Here is a 14990-nt window from a genome sequence, read left to right on the forward strand (position 1 = left end):
CAACAACCTATCGAGGTGTCTGAAAAAACTTGACCAGTACACCCCCAACCCCTCTCCCGCCTTGCGGGAGAGGGGAGAAAACCGGCAGGGGAGCGATTGGCCACCCTCACTCCAACCTGAACCTCGCCTCCTTCACCTCCGCCGAATCGAATCCCACCCGTACATTGAATTCCCCCGGCTCCGCCACGTAGTTCAGTTTGGCGTCGTAGAACTTCAGCTTGTCCTCGTCGATCGGGAATTCCACCACGCGCGTTTCGCCCGGGGCCAGCATCACCTTGCGGAAGTCCTTCAACTCCATCAGCGGTCGAATCGTGGAAGCCACCACGTCCTGCAGATAGAGTTGCACCACGGTTTCGCCAGCGCGGTCGCCAGTGTTCTTCACCGTGACGCTGGCCGTCAGCTTGCCGCCGCGCGCCAGTGTCGGGGCCGACAGGCGCACCGCCGACATGCTGAACGTGGTGTAGCTGAGTCCGTAGCCGAACGGGTAGAGCGGGCCGTAGTCTTCCTCGAAATATTGCGAGGTGTAGTTCGGTGCCTTGCCCGGCGTGAACGGGCGGCCGATGCGCGGTGCGTTGTAGTACGTCGGGATCTGCCCGAGCGAGCGCGGGAAGGTCAGCGGCAGCTTGCCGGACGGATTCTCGTCGCCGAACAGCACGTCCGCGATGGCGTGGCCGCCTTCGGTGCCCGCGTACCAGGTCTCCAGGATCGCGTCGGCGTTCTCCTTTTCCCAGTTGATCGTCAGCGGGCGGCCGTTCATCAGCACCACCACCATGGGCTTGCCCGTGCTCTTCAACGCCTTGAGCAGCGTCAGCTGGCTACCCGGCAGGCCCAGGCTGGAGCGGCTCGATGCCTCGTGAGACATGCCGCGCGTCTCGCCCACGGCCACGACGATGGTGTCGGCACCGCGCGCCACGCGCACGGCTTCCTCGATCATGTCGCCGCTGGACCGCTTGTCCTGCACCACCTCGGGGTTATCCCAGTTCAGGAAGTTCAGGTAGCCCACCACGCGTGCGTCGTCGGTGATATTGGCCCCACGCGCATGCACCACGTTGCCCTTGCCGGCCAGCGCGTCGCGCATGCCTTGCAGCAGCGTGACCGACTGTTTGGGCTTGCCGCCCGCTGACCAGCTACCCAGCATGTCGATTGGCGCATCGGCCAGCGGACCGATCACCGCCACCGTCCCCGACTTTTTCAGCGGCAGCGTCTGGTTGCGGTTTTCCAGCAGCACCAGCGACTTGCGCGCAATCTCGCGGGCCTCGGTGCGATGCAGGCGGCTTTCCGCATCGATGTCGGCCGGGTCGTCCGCGGCCTTGCCGATCCGGCGGAACGGGTCGGCGAACAGGCCCATGTCGTACTTGGCGCCCAGCACTTCGCGCACGGCGTCATCGAGCACGCTCACCGGCACCTCGCCCGATTTCACCAGCGACGGCAGTTGTTCGAGATAGCGCGAATCGGCCATGCTCATGTCCACGCCAGCCTCGATGGCGAGCTTCGCGGCTTCGCGGCCATCGCGGGCCACGCCGTGGCGCAGCAATTCGTCGATGGCGCCATGGTCGCTGACGGTCACGCCCTTGAAGCCCCACTCCTTGCGCAGCAGATCGCGCAGCAGCCATTTGTTGGACGTGGCCGGCTGACCGTTGACCGAGTTCAGCGCGATCATCACGCCGCCCGCGCCCGCGTCGAGACCGGCGCGATAGGGCGGCAGATAGTCCTGGTACATGCGCTGCAGGCTCATGTCCACGGTGTTGTAGTCGCGACCGCCTTCCACGGCACCATACAGCGCGAAATGCTTGACGAACGCCATCACGCTGTCGGCATTCGCTGGCGACGAACCCTGGAAACCCTTGACGCTGGCGCGCGCGCATTGCGAGACCAGGAAGGGGTCTTCGCCAAAGCCCTCGGAGGTGCGGCCCCAACGCGGGTCGCGCGAGATATCGACCATCGGCGCGAAGGTTGCGTCCACGCTGTCGGCAGCGGCCTCGACGGCGGAGACACGCGCGGCTTTCTCGACCACGCCCATGTCCCAGCTCGATGCCAGGCCCAGGCTGATCGGGAAGACCGTGCGATGGCCGTGCACCACGTCATAGGCAAAGAACATCGGGATCTTCAGGCGGCTGCGCATGGCAGCTTCCTGCAGCGGACGGTTCTCGGCGCGGTTCACGGAATTGAACGTGCCGCCCACGCGGCCAGCAGCTAGCTCCTGCATCAACTGCTTGGCGGGCATCTCCGGCCCGATGCTGATCAGGCGAAGCTGGCCGATCTTCTCGTCGAGCGTCATGCGTCGCACGAGGTCGTCGACGAACGCCTGCTTGTCGGCCATCGGCGCGCGGACAGCGGCGGGGGTAGCGGCAACGGATGAAGCGGCAGGTGCAGCGCCGGCAAACATGGGCGCGCAGGCAAGGCTGGCGGCCAGCGCCAGCGAGGAAAGCATTCGCATTATTCGTAGTCTCTGATGGGCAGACTGCCGGAGATTGGCCCCGCCATGGTGCAGCAGGTCCGCGCTCGCGGCTGTCGCCGCGCGTCTGACAGGCACGTCGGGCGAAATCGGTTATTTTTCTGAACTGCGCCGCAAGTTTACAGCCTTACAGTGCCTGCACAGTGCTTAGAATGGCTGATTCGTGGCTTTTTGCCGATGTGAACCTGGAGATTGATTGGTGCTATCCGTTTTTGTTGCCCGCCGCGCCGCGTCGTTTCGTAACCGGATGCAAATTGCCTTGTGGGGCATTGCGTTTGCTGGCTGCGTGAGCGCTGCCGCACCCGTCCACGCGTTTTCGCTCGACGATGTCACGGCGCGTGCCAGGAAGCTGGCGGACCAGCCGTACGCTGCTCCTGTGAGCAACCTGCCGCCCGTATTCGCGAAGATGCAGTTTGCTGACTACATCAAGATCCAGCCGAAGATGGATCAGGTGGAGTGGAAGGGCGATGCCACGCCATTCAAGCTTGGCTTCTACCATCAGGGGATGCATTTCAGCACACCCGTGCGGATCAGCGAAGTCGTGGGCAACCGCGTGCAGGAAATCCGCTACGAGCCGGGCCGTTTCGATTTCGGTGACCTGAAGCTGGACAAGGAAGCCACCAACAAGCTTGGCTACGCGGGCTTCCGCGTGATGTACCCGGTCAACCGGCCCGACAAGCTCGACGAAGTCATGAGCGTGCTGGGTGCGAGCTATTTCCGGGTGATTGGCAAGGGTCAGGTCTACGGCCTGTCGGCGCGCGGGCTGGCGATCAACACCGGACTGTCCGAGCCTGAGGAATTCCCGGCGTTCCGCGAGTTCTGGATCGAACGTCCGAAGCCGCAGGACAAGCAACTCGTTTTCTATGCGCTGCTGGATTCGCCCAGTGCTACCGGCGCCTACCGTTTCGAGTTGAATCCCAACGACAATGCCGTGCTCAAGGTGCAGGCGCGCGTGTTCATGCGCGGTCCCGTGAAGAAGCTGGGTATCGCGCCGCTGACGAGCATGTTCCTGTTCGGCCCCAACCAGATGCGCGACGCCAACAATTTCCGTCCGGCGCTGCACGACTCCAATGGCTTGTCGATCCACACCGGTGACAACGAATGGATCTGGCGTCCGCTGAACAATCCCAAGTACGTGGCGCTGAGCATGTTCCAGGTGAACAACCCGCGCGGATTTGGCCTGATGCAACGTGGCCGCGAGTTCTCTGCGTACGAGGATCTCAAGGACCGCTACGACCTGCGCCCGAGCGCGTGGATCGAGCCGCAGGGCGACTGGGGCCGCGGCAAGGTGGAACTGGTGGAGATTCCCACGCCGGACGAGACCAATGACAACATCGTGTCGTTCTGGACGCCTGACCAGTTGCCGCCGAAGGGCACGCCGATCAAGGCCGACTACACGATCCGCTGGACCATGGACGAGCGCGGCACGGTGACGAAGGACCTCGCATGGGTCAAGCAGACGCTGCGCACGGCCGGTGAAATTACGCAGGCCAACCTGATCCGCCATCTCGACGGCAGCCTTGGCTTCGTGGTGGATTTCGAAGGCGGTGCGCTGCCCAGCCTGTCGTCCAACGCAGTACAGGCATCGTTCAGCGTGGGCGAGAACGCCGAAGTGATCGAAAACGTGCTGCAACCGAACCCGGTGACCAAGGGTTATCGCGTGACGCTGCGCATCAAGGTCAAGGATCCGAACAAGGTGGTGGAATTGCGCGAGGCACTGGTGTCGAACGGCAAGCCGCTCTCGGAGACCTGGAGCTACCAGATCCCGCCCGGCACGGCGCATTCCACGCCGGCGCAGGCGGTCAAGTAGTCAGGTCATCAACCCGGGGCGGAAGCCTCGGGATACAGGCCATGCACGCGGCCGAACAGCCGCGTGAGGCCCATCAGGGCGTCGATGCTCGGGCAGGGCATGCCGAGCGTGCGCCCTATTTCATGCACGGCGCCGACGATGGCGTCGAGTTCGATGGCGCGGCCTGCGTCAACATCCTGCAGCATCGAGGTGCGGAAGGCCCCGATCTTCGCGGTGACCGCGTGGCGATCCTCGGGAGACTGGTCGATGCGGCATCCGATCCGCGCGCCGATGGCTGCAGCCTCTTCCATGGCCGATGTGCAGAAGGCGCGCGTCAGCGGGTCCGCCAGGATCTGATCGACGGTGGCGCCGGTGAAGGCCGAGATCGGGTTCATCGTGAGGTTGCCCCAGAGCTTGAACCAGATGTCCTGGCGCACATTCTCCGAAATCTCCGCGTCGATTCCCGCCTGCGCGAACAGCGCGCCGAGTTGGCGGACACGCGCTGTCGTATCGCTCCCGCCGAACGGTTCGCCGATGATCAGGCGGTTCCCCATCTTGTGATCGACAAGCCCGGGCTCGGGCACCGCGCAGCTCACATGCACCACGCAGCCGATCACCTGTTCGAAGGAGATGGCCGCCGCAATCTGGCCGCCTGGATCGACCGAGGTCAGCGGCCGGCTGCCGAAGCCATCGAGTCCATGGCAAAACCACCACGGCACACCGTTCATCGCGGGCACCACCAGCGTGTGGGGACCGATCAGCGGACGGATCTGCGCAGCCACCTGCTGCAGCGCGGGTCCCTTGACGGCAATGACGACCACGTCTTGGACACCGAGGCGTGACGCATCGTCATCGGCATGCACCGGTGCCTGCACCAGCGTGCCGCGTTCGAGCATGCGCCAGCCATGCGTGCGCAGGGCGGTGAGTGTGTCGCGGCGCGCCAGGGCGCTGACCTGCGCGGCGCCGGAGGCGGCGAGTTTTGTGCCGACCCAGCCGCCAATGGCGCCAGCGCCGACAATGCAAACCTTCATCGAGGACTCCTGTTCAGGCGGGCCTGTGCGCGCAGCGGCGTGAGCAGGTGCGATAGCCCGTTGTGGTCGAGTTCGTGCATCAAGGCCAGCAGGCGGCCAATCTCGCCGGGCGGAAATCCCTCGCGTGCAAACCAGTTCAGGTAGTTGCCGGGCAGGTCGGCAATCAGCGTGCCCTGATGCTTGCCATACGGCATCTCACGGGTCACAAGCAGGAGCAGGGCGTCGCCGTCGGGCAGCATGGCGGGATTTTTCGAGGCAAGGAGCGGGCATTGTAGCGCCGGCCTGACCCGCCGTGGCCTTGCCCGCTCATGTGCTGCCGCACGCGACGCAGTCGGTCGGCGCTTCCTAGTTACACGCCGTGCCCGGCACCGGCTTGCCGGAATTGGTGACGCCCTGGCACGCATCGCCCACCACGAGCGGCGCATCGCCCGATTGCGGCGGCGGCAGCTTGAGCCGGCCGGCTACCGTGCAGCAACTGCGCGGCGCGGGCTGCGGTGCAAGATGGCTCGCGGTCGACATCGCAGGTGGCGCCGCTGCCGCGCCGTTTCGAGATGAGGATGCGGACGGTGCGGGTGGGGAAGACGTGGCCGACGAGGTTGACGAGGGCGACGATCGCGATGCCGCGTCGGCGCTGGCCGGGTCGGCATCGGGCGCCATGCACATGCCCATATGGCAGATCCGCTCGCCTTTGCATTGCATGTCGAACTGGCATCCCTGGGCGGATGCGGGCAGCACCCAGGCCATGCCGATGGCTGCTATCAGCACTGCGCTACGCCGAAACATATCGTCTCCCCAATCGTTGTCCGGGCGGCATTCCGGCTCGCCGTCTCTCGTGAAGACAGTGCGGAGACGCCGCATGACTTCAGCATAGGGCGAGGCCCTTTTGCGCGATTTTGGCTCTGTGGTCTTTCCCACATGAGCGCCCGGCAGGGCGCATGGCGCCGTGGATGACGTGAAGGCGACCTCGGCAGGAATCGCGGTTTTGCTTCACAATAGCGCCTTTACGCCGCACCCGAGACACGCTGGAGCCCCCGAGGCCGGACGCAAGATCCGCCCATCAGCGCGCGGCGCAATGCCAAAACCCAAGTCTCGCGCCCCCTTACATGTCAGCTCCCTCCGGAAATTTCGACAATCTCCCCGAACTCGCCTTGTCTCACGCCGACACGCCACGTGACCGCGCCGCGGACCGCCGCGCATTGCTGGCGCTTGGCGTAGGTAGTTTCGCCATCGGCACCGGTGAATTCGTCATCATGGGCCTGCTGCCCGATGCGGCGAAAGACCTGGCGATCACCATTCCCGAAGCCGGCCATCTGATCAGTGCCTATGCGCTGGGCGTGGTCATCGGTGCCCCGCTGCTGGCCGTGCTTGGCGCACGCTGGCCGCGCCGCAATCTGCTGATCGCATTGATGGCGTTCTTCGCCATCGGCAACTTTGCCAGTGCCATGGCGCCGGATTATGTCTCGATGGCTGCGGTGCGCCTGCTGACCGGCTTTCCGCACGGCACCTATTTCGGCGTGGCCGCACTGGTGGCGGCCAGCCTGGTGGCGCGCGAGCGTCGCGCACAGGCGGTGGGCCTCGTCATGCTCGGCTTGACCACGGCCACGCTGGTGGGCGTGCCCATCGCGGCGGGCATCGGCACATGGCTGGGCTGGCGTGCTGCGTTCGTGATTGTCGGCGCCATCGGCGCGTTGACCGTGCTGCTGGTGTGGCGCTGGGTGCCGTTCGTCCCGGCGGACCGGAATGCCAGCCCGCTGCGCGAACTCTCCGCGCTGGCGCGCAAGCAGGTGTGGCTCACGCTCGGTATTGGTGCGATTGGATTTGGCGGCATGTTCGCCGTGTTCAGCTACGTCAAGCCGACGATGCTGGAAGTGGCGCATATGCCCGCCAGCGGCATCCCCATCGTGCTGGCGCTGTTCGGCGTCGGCATGGTGGCGGGCAATCTCGTCGGCGCCAAGCTGGCGGACCGTGCGCTGATGCCCACGGTAGGCGGCGTGCTGGTGTGGTCTGCGCTGGTACTGGGCGCGTTCGTGTTCACGGCGCCGTATCCGTGGCTGGCGTCGCTCAATGTGATGCTGGTGGGCACGGCCGTTGCGCTCGGCCCGCCGCTGCAGATCCGCCTGATGGATGTGGCGGGCGATGCGCAGACGCTGGCGGCAGCGCTGAACCATTCGGCCTTCAATCTGGCGAATGCGCTTGGCGCGTGGCTCGGCGGCATCACCATCGCGGCCGGCATGGGCTATACGTCCACGGGCTGGGTGGGTGTGTTGCTGGCGCTGGGTGGTCTGGCCGTTTTCGCGTGGTCGCTGATGAGCACGCGCCGCTGCGATCTTACGGTGCCGGCTTGATCGCCTTCTCTTCTGCATGTGTGGCCACCGCATCGGGAGCGCCATGCTCCCGCGCGGCGGCATCGATCACACGATGCACGAATTCGAGCTTGGCCACCACGGCTGGCGAGAGCGTGAACGGATAGCTGTCCGGCGCCCCCAGGCTCCGGTTCAGGCTGTTCAGCACATAGGTCAGCGGAAACCACCGATTCATCAGGCTGCGGAAGCTGGCATCCTCCACCGGCGTCTGGTCGGTCAGCGTGGGTTCCTGCGGACTGTCCGGCTGCAGCACCAGTCCGCATGACACTGCAGTGTCGAGCGTATCCACCATATGGAGGTAGTGCGCCCAGGTCTCGGCCCAGTCCTCCCATGGATGCATCGTGGCGTAGGCGCTGATATATGACGCCTGCCAGTCGGCAGGCGGTCCTTCCTCGTAATGCCGTTTCAAGGCCGCCGAGTAATCGGCCTGTTCGTCGCCGAACAGCTTGCGGAACGGCTCCAGCCGCCGCGTGCCGGCAATCAACCGATTGAAATAGAAATGGCCGACCTCGTGCCGGAAGTGGCCGAGCAGGGTGCGATAGGCTTCGCCCATCTGGTTGCGCGTCTGCTCGCGATGCGCGTCATCGGCCTCGGCAATGTTGATCGTGATGCGGCCGTTGTCGTGGCCGGTCAGGACGGCCTCGTGCGGTTCGGTGGCGGCCAGGAAATCGAACTGCAGGCCGGACGTGGGATCGTCGTCGCGCGACACCACGGGTAATTGCAGCGACAGCAGCGTATAGAGCAGCCGCCGCTTCGCGGTTTCCAGCCGATACCAGAACAGGCGGTTGTCCGGAACGTCGAGGTTGGGAATGGTATGCGTGAGCTGGCAGGCTTCGCACAGCGGACTTTCGTCCTCGGCGGGCACCATCCAGTTGCAGACCGCTTCCACCTGATAGTTGTGGCAACGGCGGAAGCGGGCCCCCTTGGCGTCGGGATGAAGGCTGATCCATCCGGTCTCGTCACTGCCTTCGAACGCCGCGATCTGCGACAGCGCCGGAATGAAACCCAGCATGGCCTGGCAGCGTTCGCAGACCACATTCTCGAAGAACACCAGGTTGCCGCAGCGATTGCAGTGGAAGGTCTTCATGGCACCGGCTCCGACGGGGGTTCCCGAATGCGGAGATGGTGCCTGCTTTGGCCAGAGGTATGCAACCGGGCGCCGTCCTACACGGCGCCCGTTACCGCCTTGTCAGAAGAACGAATCGTCGGACTGGCTGTTGTCGTCGACATAGTCGTCGAGTCCGTTGTCCAGGTTGCCGTTATCGGCCAGCAGATCGTTGTTTCCGTTGCTGCCGTTGTTCCCCGTGCCATCGTCCCCATAGAAGTTGTTGACGACGGTTTCGTTTGGCGAGGATTGGCCGCCGCCCAGGAAGCCGCCACCGCCACTGCCATGGTGGAAGAGGTTCTCGATGCCCTGGAACAGCATCGCGCCACCGGCCACGCCCGCCGCCGTGGTGGCGATGGAACCCAGCGTGCCACCCATCCCGCCACTCAGGAAGCCGCCACGCGCGGGTGCGGCGGCCGGGGCGGGCTGCGCCTGGTATTGCGGCGGTTGTTGCTGATACTGCGGTTGCTGCTGATACTGCGGCGATTGCTGATATTGCGGTGCGCCTTGCTGCGGATATCCGGTGGATGCGCGGCCTGCGCTGGCGCCCCATGCCGAGTCGTTATCGACAAAGCCTCGCGAAGTCCCGGCCTGTGCCGCCTGAAGCTGGCCCTGCAGCGTCTGTATCTGCGCCTGCGCATTCTGCAGCGCGCGGTCCAGCAGCATGGCACGCTGCACCAGCAGGTAGGCGGTGTCGGGCTGGCGCGCGGCGGCGTCGGCAATCAGCGCGGCGGCCTGCGGGTCCTTGGCTTCGGCACGCGCTTGGGTCAGTTGGCTCAGGAAGGATTCCAGTGCTTGCGCGTCTTGGGGGGTCATGGCGTCACCTTTTCGGTTCGGTTGCGGTACGGCTTCAATCTAGGGCCGGAAACTTAAACGAAGCTTAAGACGCCGCGCAAGTCTGCAGTTCATCGCGCTACACTTTGTTTTTCCGATTCGCCTACCCATCTGCCGCCATGACCGGACTGCGCTCGCTCTATCCTGCCATCGAACCTTACGAGACCGGCACGCTCGACGTGGGCGACGGCCATGTCCTGCATTACGAACGCGTAGGCACGCGCGGCGCCAAGCCGGCCGTGTTCCTGCATGGCGGGCCGGGCGGCGGCATTTCGCCCGATCATCGGCGGCTGTTCGATCCGGCGCGCTACGACGTGCTGCTGTTCGATCAGCGCGGATGCGGGCAATCCACGCCGCATGCGTCGCTGGAAGCCAATACCACGTGGCATCTGGTGGCCGATATCGAGAAGCTCCGCGAAAAGCTTGGCGTGGAAAGCTGGCTGGTGTTCGGCGGCTCGTGGGGTTCCACGCTGGCGCTGGCCTATGCGCAAACGCATCCGCAGCGCGTGAGCGAACTGGTGCTGCGCGGCGTCTACACGGTGTCGCAGGCGGAACTGGATTGGTATTACCAGTTCGGCGTGTCGGAGATGTTTCCGGAGAAGTGGGCGCGCTTCCAGGCGCCCGTACCCGAGGCCGAGCGCGGCAACATGATGGCGGCGTATCGGAAACTGCTGACCGGCGACGATATCGACAAGCAGGTGGAGGCCGCCCGCGCCTGGAGTGTGTGGGAAGGGGAGACCATCACGCTGCTGCCGAATCCCGACAACAGCGCCAAACACGACGAGGGTCATTTTGCGCTGGCCTTTGCGCGCATCGAGAACCACTATTTCACGCATCGCGGCTGGCTGGAGGACGGACAACTGCTGCGCGATGCGCACAAGCTGGCGGGCATCCCCGGCGTGATCGTGCATGGCCGCTATGACATGCCATGTCCGGTGCGCTACGCCTACGCTCTGCACAAGGCGTGGCCCGATGCCGATTTCCACCTGATCGAGGGTGCGGGCCATGCGTGGACCGAGCCCGGCATCATGGATCAATTGCTTGCCGCAACCGACCGTTTCGCCAGGCAGGCGAAGGATTAGTCTATTGGCCGTTTGCGCCGTGGCAACCGAACGATCGTGCGCCTATACTGAATTTTTGCTGCGCTGCACCAATGTCTGCATTGTTCGAGACCTTGTTGTTGCGCCGACCGAATGCAGTATTTGGAGAGCACCATGGTTCCTTGCGAACTTTGCAAGAGCCTGCTGGGCCGTCCGGGTTATGTTCCGCCACACCCAAGACTGTTACGAACGGATGACGGCTTGCCGCATGGGCGGCACGCCGGGAAGCAGGTTTTTGTCTACAGATGCCAGCACTGCCAGCAAATGATCGCGCTATCCACGTGCGATGACGGTTCCGATATCTGGACGGGGCACGCCGGCCCCGGCCGATAGCGATATTGGCGCCATCCGCGGCACTACATGCCCAGCGCCGCCATGTTTTCCACGCGCAGGGTTTGCGGCTCCGAGAGCGAGATGTTCGCGGCGCGCAGCCGTTTGAGGATTTCGAACAGCAGGTCGCTCTTGGTGCCCGCCGCAATCCGCGGGCTGCTCACGTAGCCCGTCACACTCAACGTAATGCCGTTCGGCGCCAACTGGCTGAACGTGACCGATGGCGCGGGGATATCGAGGATGGTCTCGTGCTGGTGGTAGACGTCGAGCAGCAGGTCGCGCACGGCCTCGGGGTCGGTGTTGAGCGGGAAGGTGAGTTGCAGCGTGGCCACGCCCTGCGTGCTGTTGCTCATCGTGACGTTGCGCACGTTCTGCGAGATCAGTTGCGAGTTCGGCACGATGACCGTGGAACGGTCGCCAAGCTGAATCTCCGTGGCGCGCACGTTGATGCGGCGGATATCGCCTTCCACGCCGGCCAGGCTCACCATGTCGCCCACCTTCACCGGGCGCTCGGTCAACAGGATCAGCCCCGACACGAAGTTCTTCACGATCTCCTGCAGGCCGAAGCCGATACCCACGGACAGCGCACTGACGATCCACGCCAGGTTTTCCCATTTCACGCCCAGCAGCGACAGCGTCAGCAGCACCAGCAGCACATAGCCCACGTTGCTGAACAGCGTGATCAGCGAAGCGCGTAATCCTGGCTCCTTGCAGAGCTTGGGCAGCATCTCGGCGTCGAGCCAGCGCCGCACCGAACGCAGTAACCAGACGCCGACGATCAGCGCGATGACCGCGTTGAGAATGCGGTCCGGCATGATGTTCATGCTGCGCAACTTCTCGCCGCCGAGCACGGTCAGCAATGTGTTGAGCAGGTCAGCGGGCGTGGTGCCGAAGCCGCCGGTCAGCAGCGCCAGCACCGCCACCAGCAGCAACGCGCTGGCGCCGATACCGGACAGCACTGTCGAGACCTGCTCCAGGTGCGAATCGTCCACGCCGAACAACTGCTTGATCACGCGGCCACTGCGGTGATTCGCCGAGAAGAGCGCCTCGCACGTATCGCGCGTCAGTTGCGTGAGCAGGTACAGGCTGCACAGCACGATATCGAACCAGACCAGTTCATAGGTCAGGAAGCGCGCAAAGCTGATATAGCCGATCAACAGCGCACCGAATCCAACGATCACGATCAGTGTGACTGCCGCGTGGATCAGCCCGGCCAGCGTGGCGCGTTCCTCGGGACGCTCGCCCGCTGCCACCAGTTCGCTGCGCACGCGATTGGCGCGCAGCAACGCCGCACCAATCGTCAGCACCACCACCAGCGACACCAGTCCACGACCGAGCAGCGTCACCTGCACGCTGGTATCGGCCATGCGATTGAACTGTTCGAGCGTGCCCGCGAGCAGCAGCAGACCAGCCAGTACGGTGGGGAAGGGCTTCATCGCCAGCGCCACGGGGTCGGCCAGCGCAGGCAATCGCCATGACGGATGCTGCGTGCACAGCAATGCACGGCCCAGTCCGGCGATCAGCGCGGAGGTCATCGTCAGCTTGGCGATCTCGGCCATCAGGTCCTGCAGGCCAGCCGGTAATTCTTCGCCACCCGTGAACGCCGCATAGACGATGCGCACGGCGACGGCCGTGGTGACGACAGTGGTCAATGCGGTCGCGAGTGCCAGTGCGCTGCGGCGCAAGCGTGTTTCGGGCAACTGGTGCAGGCAGAACCACGCCAGGCCGCGCTCCAGCAATCGCCGCCCAAGCGACCATACGGCCAGCGCCACGGCCAGCAGGAGGATGGTCTTGCCACGCTGCCCGGGTTCCCAGGCTTCGCGCAGCATCGGCTTGATTTCATCGGTGAAGTTGCCGAGCCGCATGCGGTCTTCTTCGCCCAGCTTGAACAGCGGCGTCCAGAACGAGGGATTCAGGATGCTGTCCGAACGCAGCGCGAGCTGATCCTTGAGCCGGCTGCGCTGCAGCTTGGCCAACTGGTCGCGCAGATGGGCGATGTTGTCCTTGCTGTCGGCGGCCTGCTTCAGTTCATCGTCGAGTTGTGCCTTGCGCGCATTGAGTTCGGCGCGCTGGCGCACCACGGCGGGCGCTTCGCGTGCCGTGGCAGCATCGGGTGGCGGGCCGAGCAGGTCCACTTGCGCCTGTATCTGGGCGCGCTGCGGTGTGAGCGAGGCGTTGAGCTTGTCGACATCGTCGTCGAGTTGCCGCAGTGTTTCGTTGAGATCGCCAAGGCGCAGGTCGCCCGACGTGCCGGAGGCCAGCTGCTTGATGCGATCCTGTTCGGATTGCAGGCGCTTGAGTTCGGCGACGGCTTCGGCGTGCGTGAGAACGGGAATCTGCTGCGCTTCGGCTTCGGACGCGGATCGGGCTGCCGACTCGGCAGAGAACGCGACGGGCACTTGCATCAGCGCAGCGATGACGAGGCTCATGACGAGCCAGGAGATACGACGCATGAGGGGGGCGCGGTGGTTGACCGGCCGGGCATTATAAGCAGCGGGGTGAGGTGGTTTCGGCCTCAGGCTGCACAGGCTCACATGCTGTTACATAATCGGTGGTTTGGCCTGCCGCTCTGTTTTCTCCCCTCTCCCGCAACGCGGGAGAGGGGCCGGGGGAGAGGGCAGGCGCATCAAATATCCAAAACAATCGTTTCATGAAGCAAGCCCCAACACGTTCGATGATTAACCGCCAGCCCTCTCCCCCATCCCCTCTCCCGCAAGCGGGAGAGGGGAGTCGGTTTGCGGTCATGGTGATGCTCATCGCGCTCGCTCAAACATCCCAAGCCGCCGATCTCACCGCCGGCCGTGACATCTTCACCACCCGCTGCGCCTCATGCCACCAGGTCGGTCCTTCCGCACGCGGTGCGTTTGGCCCGCAACTCAACGCGATCATCGGAAGAAAGGCGGGCGGCACCGATGACTACCGCTATTCCGATGCGATGAAGACATCGACAGTCGTCTGGACCGATGACACCCTGCGCGCTTTCCTGCAATCTCCCGCCAAGGTCGTGCCCGGCACCAAGATGCGTTTCTGGGGCATGAGCAATGCGCGGCAGTTGGACGACCTGCTGGCCTACCTCCGCACACTGCAATAACTACGCGATGTGCGATTCGAGGATGTCGATCATGCGCTGCGCCAGCGGCGACAGGTAGGCGCCTGCGCGTGACATCACGCCGACGCGGCGGCCGAGGTCCAGCGCATCGGCGCGCAGGGCAATCGGCCGCAGGCTTGCCCGTGTGCTGTTGCCCGTTGCCCCCGCGATGCACAGCATCTCGGTGCCGCGTACGAGGTCGAACAACGTCGTGCTGCCGAAATCGGTCTCCACGCGCAGGATGGGCGCGGGCAAGCCCAGTTCGGCAAACGCCGCTTCGAGTTGTTGCCGCACCAGCACATGCGCACTGGGCAGTAGCCAGTGCTGGCCGACCAGATCGGCCAGTCCCAGGTTCTGCCGTCGATGCAGCGGATGGTCTTCATCGGCCACCACGGCCAGCCGGTCCGTGAACAGTTCCTTCGAAGCCAGCGCGGGATTGGGCTGGCGCGGTAGCGGGGCCACGGCAAGATCGACTTCACCGGCCTGCACCAGATCCATCAGTTCGCGTGCCACGCGCATGGTCAGCCGCAGGCGCGCCACGGGCCGCTCGCGAATCAGTTGCTGGCAGGCGCCCAGCACCAACCCGGTGGGCATCGATGGCGAGTAACCGAGCCGCAGCAGGCCCTGTTCGCCGGTCTGGATGCCGCGCATCTCCTTGAGCGCGTCCTCGTATTCGAGCCGGATGCGACGCGCCCGCTCCAGAAACACCGTACCGGCTTGCGTCACGCGCATGCCGAGCGTGGTGCGTTCGAATAGCGGCACGCCCAATTGCGCTTCCACACGCTGGATTGCCTTGGTCAGTGCCGGTTGCGTCATGCCCAGCGCCTCCGCCGCCCGCCCAATGCCGCCGTGAGTGCTCACCGCGAGCACATATTCCAGATCCCGAGTCTCCATC

At 64.7% G+C, this 14990-nt stretch carries 12 protein-coding genes; 4 read left to right on the forward strand and 8 right to left on the reverse strand.

What is annotated here, in order from left to right:
• Window positions 1-106: 106 nt before the first annotated feature.
• Window positions 107-2431 carry a beta-glucosidase BglX gene (gene bglX, locus ABDB81_RS23435; RefSeq protein WP_346813735.1) on the reverse strand — a complete coding sequence of 775 codons (2325 nt, stop codon included), beginning with the start codon at window positions 2429-2431 and terminating at the stop codon, window positions 107-109.
• A 271-nt stretch (window positions 2432-2702) separates the two neighbouring features.
• On the opposite strand from bglX, the gene ABDB81_RS23440 reads away from it, so the two are divergent.
• A complete protein-coding gene (locus tag ABDB81_RS23440) occupies window positions 2703-4265 on the forward strand; it encodes a glucan biosynthesis protein G (RefSeq protein ID WP_346813736.1) in 1563 nt (520 codons plus the stop codon).
• 8 nt (window positions 4266-4273) lie between these two features.
• Here ABDB81_RS23440 and ABDB81_RS23445 read toward each other — a convergent pair whose 3' ends face one another.
• The 3 genes from ABDB81_RS23445 to ABDB81_RS23455 all read right to left on the reverse strand — a co-directional run bounded on the left by ABDB81_RS23445 (window position 4274) and on the right by ABDB81_RS23455 (window position 6058).
• Entirely contained in the window at window positions 4274-5275 is a 1002-nt protein-coding gene (locus ABDB81_RS23445; protein ID WP_346813737.1) for a 2-dehydropantoate 2-reductase, read from the reverse strand.
• A complete protein-coding gene (locus tag ABDB81_RS23450) occupies window positions 5272-5514 on the reverse strand; it encodes a DUF3820 family protein (RefSeq protein WP_137924511.1) in 243 nt (80 codons plus the stop codon). Before ABDB81_RS23450 ends, ABDB81_RS23445 begins: the two co-directional genes overlap by 4 nt.
• Window positions 5515-5620: 106 nt before the next feature.
• Entirely contained in the window at window positions 5621-6058 is a 438-nt protein-coding gene (locus ABDB81_RS23455; RefSeq protein ID WP_137924510.1) for a hypothetical protein, read from the reverse strand.
• Window positions 6059-6378: 320 nt separating this feature from the next.
• On the opposite strand from ABDB81_RS23455, the gene ABDB81_RS23460 reads away from it, so the two are divergent.
• Window positions 6379-7620, forward strand: a complete 1242-nt coding sequence (locus ABDB81_RS23460; RefSeq protein WP_171020355.1) for an MFS transporter — start codon at window positions 6379-6381, stop codon at window positions 7618-7620.
• Here the strand turns inward: ABDB81_RS23460 and ABDB81_RS23465 are convergent.
• Window positions 7604-8725 carry a putative zinc-binding metallopeptidase gene (locus ABDB81_RS23465; protein ID WP_137924509.1) on the reverse strand — a complete coding sequence of 374 codons (1122 nt, stop codon included), beginning with the start codon at window positions 8723-8725 and terminating at the stop codon, window positions 7604-7606. The genes ABDB81_RS23460 and ABDB81_RS23465 overlap by 17 nt on opposite strands.
• Window positions 8726-8827: 102 nt before the next feature.
• On the reverse strand, window positions 8828-9559 hold the full coding sequence (locus tag ABDB81_RS23470; RefSeq protein ID WP_160474094.1) for a DUF2076 domain-containing protein: 732 nt from the start codon (window positions 9557-9559) through the stop codon (window positions 8828-8830).
• A 137-nt stretch (window positions 9560-9696) separates the two neighbouring features.
• Between ABDB81_RS23470 and pip the strand changes: the two genes are divergently transcribed.
• Window positions 9697-10659, forward strand: coding sequence for a prolyl aminopeptidase (gene pip, locus ABDB81_RS23475; protein WP_346813738.1), 963 nt, complete (start codon window positions 9697-9699; stop codon window positions 10657-10659).
• 374 nt (window positions 10660-11033) lie between these two features.
• Here pip and ABDB81_RS23480 read toward each other — a convergent pair whose 3' ends face one another.
• Window positions 11034-13460: a DUF3772 domain-containing protein gene (locus tag ABDB81_RS23480; protein WP_346813739.1), complete on the reverse strand. Its 2427-nt coding sequence runs from the start codon at window positions 13458-13460 to the stop codon at window positions 11034-11036.
• Between the two features lie 290 nt (window positions 13461-13750).
• On the opposite strand from ABDB81_RS23480, the gene ABDB81_RS23485 reads away from it, so the two are divergent.
• The gene (locus ABDB81_RS23485; RefSeq protein ID WP_160474091.1) at window positions 13751-14098 is read left to right on the forward strand and encodes a cytochrome c family protein; all 348 of its coding nucleotides are present in this window, start codon (window positions 13751-13753) and stop codon (window positions 14096-14098) included.
• Here the strand turns inward: ABDB81_RS23485 and ABDB81_RS23490 are convergent, their stop codons facing one another.
• Window positions 14099-14989 (reverse strand): LysR family transcriptional regulator, encoded by an 891-nt coding sequence (locus ABDB81_RS23490; protein WP_160474090.1) that lies wholly within the window; start codon window positions 14987-14989, stop codon window positions 14099-14101.
• Between the last annotated feature and the right edge of the window lies 1 nt (window position 14990).

The organism is Cupriavidus sp. DL-D2, assembly GCF_039710735.1.
Lineage (GTDB): Bacteria > Pseudomonadota > Gammaproteobacteria > Burkholderiales > Burkholderiaceae > Cupriavidus.

Excerpts from the sequence above, each read along its gene's own strand:
- ABDB81_RS23470 (WP_160474094.1), bottom strand. The coding sequence starts at position 9,559 with ATGACCCCCCAAGACGCGCAAGCACTGGAATCCTTCCTGAGCCAACTG.
- ABDB81_RS23440 (WP_346813736.1), top strand. The coding sequence starts at position 2,703 with ATGCAAATTGCCTTGTGGGGCATTGCGTTTGCTGGCTGCGTGAGCGCT.
- ABDB81_RS23485 (WP_160474091.1), top strand. The coding sequence starts at position 13,751 with ATGGTGATGCTCATCGCGCTCGCTCAAACATCCCAAGCCGCCGATCTC.
- bglX (WP_346813735.1), bottom strand. The coding sequence starts at position 2,431 with ATGCTTTCCTCGCTGGCGCTGGCCGCCAGCCTTGCCTGCGCGCCCATG.
- ABDB81_RS23480 (WP_346813739.1), bottom strand. The coding sequence starts at position 13,460 with ATGCGTCGTATCTCCTGGCTCGTCATGAGCCTCGTCATCGCTGCGCTG.
- ABDB81_RS23490 (WP_160474090.1), bottom strand. The coding sequence starts at position 14,989 with ATGGAGACTCGGGATCTGGAATATGTGCTCGCGGTGAGCACTCACGGC.
- ABDB81_RS23445 (WP_346813737.1), bottom strand. The coding sequence starts at position 5,275 with ATGAAGGTTTGCATTGTCGGCGCTGGCGCCATTGGCGGCTGGGTCGGC.
- ABDB81_RS23450 (WP_137924511.1), bottom strand. The coding sequence starts at position 5,514 with ATGCTGCCCGACGGCGACGCCCTGCTCCTGCTTGTGACCCGTGAGATG.
- ABDB81_RS23465 (WP_137924509.1), bottom strand. The coding sequence starts at position 8,725 with ATGAAGACCTTCCACTGCAATCGCTGCGGCAACCTGGTGTTCTTCGAG.
- pip (WP_346813738.1), top strand. The coding sequence starts at position 9,697 with ATGACCGGACTGCGCTCGCTCTATCCTGCCATCGAACCTTACGAGACC.
- ABDB81_RS23455 (WP_137924510.1), bottom strand. The coding sequence starts at position 6,058 with ATGTTTCGGCGTAGCGCAGTGCTGATAGCAGCCATCGGCATGGCCTGG.
- ABDB81_RS23460 (WP_171020355.1), top strand. The coding sequence starts at position 6,379 with ATGTCAGCTCCCTCCGGAAATTTCGACAATCTCCCCGAACTCGCCTTG.